The sequence below is a fragment of the Shewanella sp. ECSMB14102 genome (genome assembly GCF_000813075.1).
Taxonomy (GTDB): domain Bacteria; phylum Pseudomonadota; class Gammaproteobacteria; order Enterobacterales; family Shewanellaceae; genus Shewanella; species Shewanella indica.
In genome coordinates, this window is record NZ_JWGX01000076.1 from 1 (window position 1) to 11,707 (window position 11,707).

Below are 11,707 nucleotides of genomic sequence, written 5' to 3' on the forward strand. Positions count from 1 at the left end.
GGCTGGCGCAGTGTTTACCCCTTAGCTCGCAGCCAAGCTGCTTCGCGCTCCAGCCATCCATCAAGCTGTGCTTGCTATTCATCCTGCTGTTACTTAACTTATATGCAGTTTTTGCCAAAGGGATCTTTGAATGAAGTTAGAGATGATTTGTACCGGAGAGGAAGTATTGTCCGGTCAGATAATAGATACCAATGCCGCCTGGTTTGCCAATGTGATGATGGAGCATGGGGTTGAGGTGCAGCGCAGGGTCACAGTGGGGGATAGACTCGAAGATCTGATTGCTGTGTTTCAGGAGCGTAGTCTCCATGCCGATATCATTCTGGTTAATGGTGGTTTGGGACCAACCAGCGATGATCTCTCGGCTGAAGCCATGGCTAAAGCCAAGGGTGAGCCTCTGGTTGAGAACGCCGAATGGCGTGCCAAGATGGAGGCCTGGTTCAGCCGTAACAACAGAGAGATGCCGGCGAGTAATCTGAAACAGGCTTTGCTGCCTGAGTCTGCCGTCATGGTGGATAATCCGGTTGGCACGGCCTGTGGCTTTAGAGTCAAACTCAATCGTGCCTGGCTCTATTTCACTCCCGGGGTGCCATTTGAGCTGAAACATATGGTTGAGGAGCAGTTTCTGCCCTTTATCAAACAGGAGTTCGGCCTGGATGCAAAAGTCGCATTGAACAAGCTGTTGACCCTGGGCCATGGCGAATCGACGCTGGCCGATAAGCTGGAAGCATTGGAGTTGCCAGCAGGGATCACCATAGGTTATCGCTCCTCTATGCCACATATAGAGATCAAGTTGTTTGCCCGCGGTGATAAGGCCATTGCTCTGTTGCCCCGAGTCACCAATCATGTGCGACAGGTTTTGGGCACTGCGGTTGTTGCCGAAAATCGCGCGACACTGGCGGAAGAGATCCATCACAGGTTGTTGAATTCAGGTCTAAGTCTTAGTCTGGCCGAGTCCTGTACCGGAGGTATGTTGACCAGCCAATTGGTGGCTTTCCCTGGCAGTTCTTCCTATTTGCATCAGGGGTTGGTGACCTACAGCAATGAAAGCAAGGTGCGGATTCTTGGGGTTCAACCTTCAACACTGGATGACCATGGCGCTGTGTCGATTGCCACCGTTGAGGAGATGGCGATGGGGGCCAGGGCGATACTGGATAGCGACTATGCTCTGGCCACCAGTGGTATTGCCGGTCCTGACGGCGGCACGGAGGAGAAGCCTGTCGGTACGGTCGCTATAGCCTTGGCGACCAAAGGCGGTTGTTACAGCCAGATGATTCAGCTGCCAAGACGTTCTCGAGAACTGGTTCGCAGTCTCAGCAGCGCAGTAGCCTATGACATGCTGCGCCGCGAGTTGTTGGGCGAGGCGGTTATTGTTGACTACTCATCTATTGGTCGATTTGCCAAATAGTCAAAGGCAGCAATAGGTTAAATAAAAATACGCAGCCAAGGCTGCGTATTTTTTGTGCGCTGAATATCGATTATTTAAACTCCAGTACCAGCTTGCCTGGTTTAACCTGAAGGCTCTTGGTCATATCGGCCAGTCTCGCTTGGTTGCTGTCCTGGGTGTCCAGAACATAAACCGGCTGACTTTCGAGGAAGTTGCGGATAAAGCCCATCAACTGCGGGGCAATACCCTGTAAAGCCCGCTGAATATCCTTGGGATTGGACTCGACAGAGGTCAATTCCAGACCACGAAGATAGACGCCATGGGTTTGGTTGTCATACCAAGGCTTGGCCTCAAACTCTGTTGTCAGGCTGGCACGCAAGGGAAACAGCGGCGTTCTGAGTATCAGCTCAGAGGTGGCTTTCACCGCCATGGTATCCGGCTTGTGCCCCAATTTGACAGTTACCCTATTCAACTGGATCTCTGTTGCCAGTGGCCCCTGGGTGTCTTGCATATCCAGTTGCAGCTCTTTATTCAGATAGGATTCCAGCTGTCCTTCGCTGATGCTGTATTGGCTGACACAGCCGCCCAACATCAGCATCAACCACAGAGACAGTATTAGGTGCAGCCTCACCCTGTATTCCTCATGCCCGCCGCGACACCGGCTATGGTCAGCATCAGCGCCAGTTGCAATTGTTCCGAGGTTTCCTGTTCCTTGCGACTTCGGGCCAACAGCTCGGCCTGCAGGAAGTTGAGCGGGTCGATATAGGGGTTGCGAAGCCGCACCGACTCCCGGTTCCAAGGAGTATGCGACATCAGGCTGTCAGAGCGGGTCAGTTCGAGTACCGCCTGGATCCCCTGTTGCAGCCTCTCCCTGAGGGCCTCACCCAAATGACGCAGTTCTTCAGGCACCAGGCAGGTGTCGTAATAGCGGGCGAGGTTGGGTTCTGCCTTGGCATACACCATTTCCAGCATGGAGATACGGGTGTTGAAGAAGGGCCACTGGCGTTCCATCTCCTGTAGCAGAGAAAGCTCTCCTCGCTTGGCCGCGGCTTCGAGGGCCTCACCGGCACCGAGCCAGGCCGGCAGCATCAAACGGTTCTGTGACCAGGCGAATATCCAGGGAATGGCGCGCAGGCTTTCGATACCGCCATCCACCCGGCGTTTGGCCGGTCGGCTGCCGAGTGGCAGTTTACCCAGCTCTACTTCAGGCGTTGCGGCTCTGAAATAGGCAACAAAGTCAGCTTCTTCCCTGACGATGCTGCGGTAGGCCAGTACAGATTCATCGGCCAGTCGCTGCATGCATTGCCGCCACTCCTGTTTGGGCTCGGGAGGCGGAAGCAAAGTGGCCTCCATCACCGCCGAGGTGTAAAGCGCCAGTGACTGCACCGCCAACTTGGGGAGGCCGAATTTGAAGCGGATCATCTCTCCCTGCTCTGTCACCCGGATCCGTCCGTCAACTGAGCCCGGAGGCTGTGACAGAATCGCCTGGTGAGCAGGGCCGCCGCCACGACCGATAGTACCGCCACGGCCGTGGAACAGAGTCAGTTTGACGCCGGCCTTCTTACACACAGCAACCAGTTGTTCCTGCGCCCGGTATTGTGCCCAGGCCGCGGCCATAACTCCGGCATCCTTGGCCGAATCCGAATAACCAATCATTACTTCCTGCATGCCTTTGGTGTAACCCAGATACCAATCGATATCGAGCAGGGCTGAGATGCAATCGGCGGCATTATTGAGGTCGTCCAGGGTCTCAAACAGCGGCACTACCCGCATGGGATAGCGGCAGCCGGTTTCCTTGAGCAGCAAGAGTACCGCCAACACGTCGGATGGTTGGCTGGCCATGGATATCACATAGGAGCCCAGCGCTTGTTGAGGCTGAGTGGCTATCAAGCGGCAGGTTGCCAGTACCTCGGCCACCTCGTCTGATGGCTGCCAGTTTACCGGGATCAAGGGTCTACGATTGGCCAGTTCCCTGAGCAGGAAGGCCTGCTTTTCTGTCTCATCCCAATGGTTGAAGTCACCCATGCCCAGGTAGCGGGTAAGCTCGGCAATGGCATTGGCGTGGCGCTCTGCATCTTGGCGGATATCCAACCTCAGCATATGAATGCCGAAGCAGGCCAAGCGGCGCAGCATATCCAGCAGCAAGCCGTTGGCTATCAGGCTCATGCCGCAATCACACAAGCTTTGATACAGCATCAGCAGTGGTTTTTTCAGATCGTCCTGATGCCAGATGATGCTATGGTTGTCGACCTCGGGCTGATGACCTTCGAGGCGGGCATTGAGATAGTCTATGGTGTTGCGCAGCTTTTGGCGCAGATCTCTGAGCACGTCACGATAAGGTTCGCAGCTGCCGTTGGTATACTGGCTCAGCTCCTCGTTGGCTTCTTCCATGGACAATTCGCCAACCAGAGAGACGATATCTTTGAGATAGAGTCTGGCGGCGGCATGGCGGTTACGATCCAATACTTCCTGAGTGACCTTGGCGGTAACAAAGGGGTTGCCGTCACGGTCGCCCCCCATCCAGCTGGAGAATCGCACCGGAGCGATATCAATCGGTAGTTGGCTGCCGGTGCGCTCTTCTACCTGGTCGTTGAGCTGGCGTAAAAAGTCGGGAATCGCCTGCCACAGTGAGGTTTCGATAGTCGCCAAACCCCAGCGGGCTTCATCCACCGGCGTTGGGCGTTCGCGGCGGATCTCATTGGTATGCCAAATCTGGGCAATTAGCTGCCGCAGTCGCAGATTGATCTGTTTAAACTCGCGCTCGCTGAGCTGATCGTTTTCCAGTGCCGTCAGACAATCGACCACAGATGAGTACTTCTGGATCAGAGTGCGGCGGGATATCTCGGTCGGGTGTGCCGTCAGTACCAGATCTATGTTCATCTCCCTGAGACAGGACAGCATTTGCTTCTGATCTATGGGGCCGTTGAGCATGCGTCCGAGCAGTTGCTCCACGGGATCCGGTACACACACCAGTTCATCACAGTTGCGGCTGATGGTATGAAATTGCTCGGCGATATTCGCCAGGTTGAGAAATTGGTTAAAAGCTTTGGTGACCGGCACCAGTTCGTCATCGGGCAAGGCCGTCAGCAGTTCCAACATCTGCTGGCGGGCGCTTTCGTCACCCTGACGGGAACTCTTGGCCAGTTGGCGGATCTGCTCCACCTTATCGAGAAATGGCTCCCCCAGATCGGATCGCATGGTGTCGCCGAGGATCTGCCCAAGCATACTGACGTTGGATCTTAAGGATGCATACATATCTGCCATCGTGTTGATTGCTCCAAAGAATAGTGAGAAAGAGTCGTCGTTTCGGGCGGACTTGAGTAGAGCACAATAACCAGCACTGTGCCCTGTGGTCAATACGCTGAGGTATTTGCCTCGCGTTGTTTCCAGCGGCTGTGGGCTGGATCATTATTTTATACAGGCATGATAAATAAGCTGTTTCAGCAAATTTATCGTGGGTTTGATCTGCGCCGTATCCAAATATTCATCGGGTTGATGAGCCTGCTCTATGCTGCCGGGTCCCAATACCAGAGTGTGGCACCCCAGTTGCCGAATATAAGGCGCCTCGGTGGCATAGTTCACCACTTGCGGTGCCTGCCCCGTCAGGCTGGCGACCAGTTGGCTCCAGGGAGAGTCTCTATCATCGGCAAAGGGCTCTGAGCCGGGATAGAGTTCGCTGATGGAAACCGCCCCCGGGAATTGCTCGCAGACCGGCTGTAAATACTGCTGCAGCATGAGTTGCAGATCGGTCAAAGCCAACCCGGGAAGTGGGCGGATATCCAGATGCAGATCACAGCAGCCACAGATACGGTTGGCGGCATCGCCGCCGTGGACATGGCCAAAGTTCATGGTTGGGTAAGGCACACTGAAGGCGTTTTCGCGATAGTGTTCACTCAAATGCTGCTTGAGTTTAAGTAGTCGGCCTATGATCAGATGCATCACTTCTATGGCATTGAGTCCCTTGGCCGGATCCGACGAGTGGCCGCTGCGGCCCGTTACCCGAATGCCTTGAGCCATGTGCCCCTTATGCATATAAACCGGCCGCAGGCTGGTGGGTTCGCCTATGATGGCAAATTCAGGCTTGATTGCAGCGTTGGCGGCAAAGGCCTTGGCCCCATTCATTGTGGTTTCTTCATCGGCACTGGCGAGAATATAAAGAGGCCGCTTCATTTGTGTCAGCGGCAGTTGTTTCAAGGCCTCCAATATCAAGGCAAAGAAACCTTTCATGTCACAAGTTCCCAAGCCATACCAAAGATTATCTTTTTCGGTTAGCCGAAAGGGATCATGCTGCCAACGGCCTTCATCGAACGGCACTGTGTCTGTGTGCCCGGCCAGCAGTAGGCCACCTTGGCCAGTACCCAGGCTGGCCAGCAGGTTATGTTTGTTGTGACTGCCGGGCACCGGCTGGCGGCGGCACTCCAACCCCAAATCGCTAAACCAGTTGGCCAGCAAGTCGATAACGGCAGCATTGGATTGATCTTGCTCGGGCTCCAGGGCACTGATGGAGGGCGAGGCGATAAGCGCACTGAAGCTTTCTGTGAGTTCCGGCAGTTTTTTCATGACTATCCTGCAAAACATTAAAAATAACTATTCATATATATTGCATAAATAAATTGCTGTGTTAGTCTAGCAAACAGCTAAAGCCAGTGTCATCTTTCATGGTGACTAAATTCAGTGAGACTAAGTATGTTGAGTTCGACCTTGAGCTTGATTCAGACCCAAAACTGCAATAACTCCCTGCGACGATAAACTTGTCATTAGGCGTTGAGCCACGGGCTTTCGTTGTGCCCTTCCTTTTTTGATTAGCTTTAAGAATTAGAAACCATGAAAAATATCGCCATTATAGGGGCCAGTGGATATACAGGTGCCCAGTTAACCGCCCTGATCCAAGCCGAGCCAGAGTTAAGCATTCAAGGGTTGTATGTCTCTGAAAATAGTCTGGATAAGGGCAAAAGCCTGGCCGAGCTTTATCCTATTTATCAACATATCTCTGCAGTGTTGCAGCCGTTAACGCCAGAGGCCAAACAGCAGATAGTGGCGCAGGCCGACGCCGTGGCGCTGGCGACCGAACATTCGGTAAGCCTGGAATTGGCGGCCTGGTTTTATGCCCAGGGGCTGGCGGTATTTGATTTGAGCGGTGCTTATCGTTTCAGCGACGCGGCCAATTATCCCAAGTGGTATGGCTTTGAGCATAACCAAGCCGAAGTATTGGCACAGGCGGTTTATGGTCTGGCCGAGTGGAATGCCGAGGCGATTGCCAACAGCAAGATGATTGCGGTTCCCGGTTGTTATCCCACTGCATCCCTGTTGGCACTTAAGCCGCTCAAGTCACTGATGACTGATGCCTTCCCCGTTATCAATGCCGTTAGCGGTGTGACCGGAGCCGGACGCAAGGCGCAGCTGCATACCAGTTTCTGTGAAGTGAGTTTAACGCCCTACGGTGTGCTTGGTCACAGGCATCAGCCCGAAATCGCCAGCCAACTGGGGCAGGAAGTGATTTTTACTCCGCACCTTGGCAACTTCAAACGCGGCATTCTCGCCACTATTACGCTGCAGCTCAAGCCGGGTACCAAGGCAGAGGACGTTGCCGAGGCTTACAGCATCTACCATGGCTCGAGCATAGTCAGCGTAAAGCAGAACCAATTCCCTAAGGTGGATGACGTGGTACATACGGGCAATTGTCATCTGGGATGGAAGTTTGATGAACAGAACCATTATCTGGTGGTGGCCAGTGCCATAGACAACCTGATGAAAGGCGCTGCCAGTCAGGCGCTTCAATGCATAAAGATTCACTTTAAATACTAATTATTCCCGGGACGGTTAGAGAGAGTTGTCACTATGAGCACGAAAGACAAGGTGTTGGTTCTGAAAGTTGGCGGCGCACTGATGCAGTGTGAGATGGGAATGGCCAGGCTGATGGATACTGCGGCGAAAATGCTGGCCCAGGGACAGAAGGTGGTTCTGGTTCATGGTGGCGGTTATCTGGTGGATGAACAGCTCAAGGCCAATGGCATGGATACGGTGAAGCTCGACGGCTTGCGGGTCACCCCGCCGGAGCAGATGCCGATCATCGCCGGCGCTCTGGCCGGTATGTCCAACAAGATACTGCAGGCGGCGGCCATCAAGGCCGGTGTCGCCAGCGTTGGCATGAGTCTGGCGGATGCCAACTTGGTCGATGCGGTAATTAAAGATGAACGCTTGGGGCTGGTGGGTGAAGTTTCCCCCAAAGACGGCAGCTATATCAATTTCGTTCTGTCTCAGGGGTGGATGCCCATTGTCAGCTCCATTGCAGTCTCCAGCGAAGGGCAACTGCTTAACGTCAATGCCGATCAGGCCGCCACAGTGCTGGCCAAGCTGGTGCAGGGCAAGCTGGTACTGCTCTCCGATGTTTCCGGAGTATTGGACGGTAAGGGGCAGTTGATCGCCAGTCTTAATCGCAGCGAAATCGACGACCTGGTGAAACTGGGCGTGATAGAGAAAGGCATGAAAGTCAAAGTAGAGGCGGCGTTGGAAGTCGCAGAACTCATGGGGCAGCCGGTACAGGTTGCTTCCTGGAGAGATGCGGCGCAACTGGCTGCATTGGCTCAGGGCGAAGCCGTGGGTACGCAAATAAAACCATAGGAGAAGGCAGTATGAAGCACCTGTTGACCATTAAAGAACTTACCCAATCCCAGTTGCTGGCGTTGTTGGATCTGGCCAAGAAGATCAAGGCCAATCCGGCAGACTACCGACACGCGCTTGCGGGCAAGAGCGTAGTGATGCTGTTTGAAAAACCTTCCCTGCGTACCAGGGTCAGTTTCGATATCGGTATCCACAAGCTGGGTGGCCACTGTCTTTATCTGGATCAACAAAATGGTGCTTTGGGCAAGCGCGAATCTGTTGCCGATTTCGCCGGTAACCTTTCCTGCTGGGCCGACGCCATAGTGGCACGGACTTTCAGCCACAAGACCATAGAAGGGCTGGCCGAGTTTGGCACTGTGCCTGTGATCAATGCGCTGTCGGACTTGTACCACCCTTGTCAGGCACTGGCGGATTTTCTGACCCTGTCAGAGCAGCTCGGTGACTTGAGCAAGGTGAAATTGGCCTATGTGGGCGATGGCAACAACGTGACCCACTCGCTGATGATAGGCGCTGCCATTTTGGGTGCCAGCATGACGGTTATCTGCCCCGAAGGGCATTTCCCCGATGGTCTGATTGTTAATGAAGTACAGCAACTGGCGGCCGAGAATGGTGGCAGCCTGGTACTGACTTCGGACATCGCCGCCCTGGAAGGTCAGGATGCCGTCTACACTGATACTTGGATTTCCATGGGCGACCAAACAGAACTTTCTGATATTGAAGCGAAATTTAATCCTTATCAGATCAATCAGCCGCTGATGGATCAGTATAAGGTGAAGTATTTTATGCATTGTTTGCCCGCTCACAGAGGGGTAGAAGTGACAGATGAGGTGATGGATGGCAAAGGTTCTCTGATCCTGCAACAGGCAGAAAACCGCATGCACGCGCAGAATGCCGTTCTGGTAACACTTTTGAGCTGATGGCCAAGGGCCAGTTGAATCTAGGAAAATTAAGATGTCTATTGCACAGAAAAACACAGATGTAAAAAAAGTTGTCCTGGCCTACTCCGGCGGCCTGGATACCTCGGCCATTATTCCCTGGCTGAAAGAGAACTATAACAACTGTGAGATCGTCGCCTTTTGTGCCGATGTTGGACAAGGGGAAGCCGAACTTGAAGGTTTGACAGAAAAGGCGTTGGCCTCCGGCGCCAGTGAGTGTCATATTGTTGATTTGAAAGAAGAGTTTGTTAAAGACTACATCTATCCCACCATAGCGACCGGTGCCATTTATGAGGGAACCTATCTGCTGGGTACCTCCATGGCCAGACCCATTATCGCCAAGGCTCAGGTGGAAGTGGCCCGCAAGGTCGGCGCCGACGCCCTGTGTCACGGTTGTACCGGCAAGGGTAACGATCAGGTGCGTTTCGAAGGCTGTTTTGCCGCATTGGCGCCGGATCTGAAAGTGATTGCTCCTTGGCGTGAGTGGACCATGGAGAGCCGTGAAGATCTACTGGCTTACCTGGCCGAGCGCAACATCAAGACCTCGGCTTCGGCCACCAAGATCTATAGCCGCGATGCCAACGCCTGGCATATCTCCCACGAAGGTGGGGAGCTGGAAGATCCCTGGAATGAGCCCAGCAAAGAGGTGTGGACCATGACAGTCGATCCGCTGGATGCGCCAGATGAGCCTGAGTATGTCAGCCTGAAAGTGGAAAACTGCCGGGTGACCGAAGTCAACGGTGAGGCCCTGAGCCCCTATGCGGCGCTGATGAAGCTGAACCAGATTGCTGCCGCCCACGGTGTTGGCCGTATCGATATCACTGAAAATCGGCTGGTGGGGATGAAGTCCCGTGGCTGTTATGAAACACCGGGCGGCACTGTCATGTTTGCTGCTCTGAGAGCGGTAGAGGAGTTGGTGCTCGACAAGACCAGCCGTAACTGGCGTGAACAGGTGGCCGCTCAGATGGCACATCTGGTCTATGATGGCCGTTGGTTTACGCCTCTGTGCAACTCGCTGTTAGCGGCATCCGAGGCACTGGCCCAGGACATCAACGGCGAAGTGGTGATCAAGCTCTTCAAGGGCCAGGCGGTAGCCGTGAAGAAACGTTCTCCCAACAGCCTGTATTCCGAGGCGTTTGCCACTTTCGGTGAAGACACGGTTTACGATCAGAAACACGCCGAAGGCTTTATCCGCCTCTACTCTCTGGCGAGCCGTATCCGCGCGCTCAACAGTAAGTAAGCGTCAGTATATCAGGGGCGCATTGGCGCCCCTTAGTTTTTATGCCCGAGAAAGAGGACCTTATCATGGCTTTATGGGGTGGCAGATTCAGCGGCCAAAGCAGCGAACTTTTCAAACTCTTTAACGATTCCCTGCCGGTGGATTTCCGTTTACTGGAGCAGGATATCCAGGGCTCAGTCGCCTGGGCCGAGGCGATAACCCAGGCCGGCGTGTTAACCCAGGAGGAATGCCAGGCGTTGACTCAGGCGCTGGCTGAGTTGCTTGCAGAAGTTAAAGATACGCCGGAGCAGATCATCGCTTCCGGCGCCGAAGATATTCACAGTTTTGTGGAATCACAGTTGATCGCCAAGGTGGGTGACTTGGGTAAGAAGCTGCACACCGGCCGTTCGCGCAATGATCAGGTGGCGACCGATCTCAAGCTGTGGTGCAAACAGGAAGGCGCACACCTGCTGAGTCTGTTGCTCGAAGTCAAACAAGGGCTGCTGGCCTTGGCCGAGCGCGAGTTGGATGCGGTGATGCCGGGATATACCCATCTGCAGCGGGCACAACCCGTGACCTTTGGCCATTGGGCTTTGGCTTATGTGGAAATGTTTGAGCGGGATATCAGCCGCTTGCAGGATGCACTGAGTCGCCTCAACACCTGCCCTCTGGGTTGTGGCGCCTTGGCGGGTACAGCTTATGCCATCGACCGTCAGGCGCTGGCGGCCAGCCTGGGCTTTGCCTCTGCTACCCTCAACAGCCTGGACAGCGTGTCTGATCGTGACCATGTGATCGAACTCTGCAGCGATGCCTCTATCAGCATGATGCACTTAAGTCGTATGGCCGAAGATATGATCTTCTTCAATTCCGGCGAAGCCAACTTCATCGAACTGGCCGACAATGTCACCTCAGGTTCTTCCTTGATGCCGCAGAAGAAGAACCCCGATGCGCTTGAGCTTATCCGCGGTAAAGCGGGCAGGGTATACGGCAGCTTGATGGGGATCCTCACCACCATGAAGGCGCTGCCACTCGCCTACAACAAGGATATGCAGGAAGACAAGGAAGGCTTGTTCGATGTGATGGACAGCTGGAGCCTGTGTTTGAAAATGGCGGCTCTGGTGCTCGAAGGTGTCAAGGTTAACCGTGACAATGCGTTGGCCGCAGCTCAACAGGGATACGCCAATGCCACTGAGCTGGCGGACTATCTGGTGGGCAAAGGTATGCCCTTTAGACAGGCGCATCACGTTGTGGGTGAAGTGGTGCTGCATGCTATTGCCGAGGGTGAGCCACTGGAAGCCTTGCCACTTGAAGTCTTGCAAGGCTATGCCGACATCATAACGGAAGATGTTTATCCGCATCTGAGTATCGATTCCTGCCTGGCGAAGCGCAATATTCTCGGTGGTACCGCGGTGGAACAGGTCAAGGCCGCGCTGACAGCCAAGCAGGCCAAATAGAAGCTACCCCTCGGATTCGAGCCAAACAAAAACGCTGCCAAGGCAGTAATGCCGTTCACTTAGTGTGAACGGCATTTTTCTTAGGCTTAATGGG

Annotated in this window: 9 protein-coding genes; 6 read left to right on the forward strand and 3 right to left on the reverse strand. The window is 54.2% G+C overall.

All coding sequences use genetic code 11. The features are described 5' to 3' along the window. Positions 1–130: 130 nt before the first annotated feature. Positions 131–1,405, forward strand: coding sequence for a CinA family nicotinamide mononucleotide deamidase-related protein (locus RC73_RS19055; RefSeq protein WP_039036113.1), 1,275 nt, complete (start codon positions 131–133; stop codon positions 1,403–1,405). 70 nt (positions 1,406–1,475) lie between these two features. Here the strand turns inward: RC73_RS19055 and RC73_RS19060 are convergent, their stop codons facing one another. The 3 genes from RC73_RS19060 to argE form a co-directional block, all read right to left on the reverse strand. Next, positions 1,476–1,982 carry a DUF1439 domain-containing protein gene (locus RC73_RS19060; protein WP_052248306.1) on the reverse strand — a complete coding sequence of 169 codons (507 nt, stop codon included), beginning with the start codon at positions 1,980–1,982 and terminating at the stop codon, positions 1,476–1,478. A 29-nt stretch (positions 1,983–2,011) separates the two neighbouring features. Further along, entirely contained in the window at positions 2,012–4,648 is a 2,637-nt protein-coding gene (gene ppc, locus RC73_RS19065; protein ID WP_039036115.1) for a phosphoenolpyruvate carboxylase, read from the reverse strand. Between the two features lie 144 nt (positions 4,649–4,792). Beyond that, positions 4,793–5,944 carry an acetylornithine deacetylase gene (gene argE / locus RC73_RS19070; RefSeq protein WP_039036116.1) on the reverse strand — a complete coding sequence of 384 codons (1,152 nt, stop codon included), beginning with the start codon at positions 5,942–5,944 and terminating at the stop codon, positions 4,793–4,795. Positions 5,945–6,208: 264 nt separating this feature from the next. Here argE and argC point away from each other — a divergent pair, with 264 nt between their 5' ends. The 5 genes from argC to argH all read left to right on the forward strand — a co-directional run bounded on the left by argC (position 6,209) and on the right by argH (position 11,613). Beyond that, positions 6,209–7,189 (forward strand): N-acetyl-gamma-glutamyl-phosphate reductase, encoded by a 981-nt coding sequence (gene argC, locus RC73_RS19075; protein WP_039036117.1) that lies wholly within the window; start codon positions 6,209–6,211, stop codon positions 7,187–7,189. Positions 7,190–7,222: 33 nt separating this feature from the next. Continuing rightward, complete coding sequence (gene argB, locus RC73_RS19080; protein ID WP_025011587.1) at positions 7,223–8,005, forward strand: acetylglutamate kinase; 783 nt, start codon at positions 7,223–7,225, stop codon at positions 8,003–8,005. A gap of 11 nt (positions 8,006–8,016) precedes the next feature. Beyond that, entirely contained in the window at positions 8,017–8,922 is a 906-nt protein-coding gene (locus tag RC73_RS19085) for an ornithine carbamoyltransferase (protein WP_039036118.1), read from the forward strand. Positions 8,923–8,956: 34 nt separating this feature from the next. Further along, on the forward strand, positions 8,957–10,180 hold the full coding sequence (locus RC73_RS19090) for an argininosuccinate synthase (protein ID WP_025889296.1): 1,224 nt from the start codon (positions 8,957–8,959) through the stop codon (positions 10,178–10,180). 65 nt (positions 10,181–10,245) lie between these two features. Next, on the forward strand, positions 10,246–11,613 hold the full coding sequence (argH, locus tag RC73_RS19095; protein WP_039036119.1) for an argininosuccinate lyase: 1,368 nt from the start codon (positions 10,246–10,248) through the stop codon (positions 11,611–11,613). Positions 11,614–11,707 lie beyond the last annotated feature (94 nt).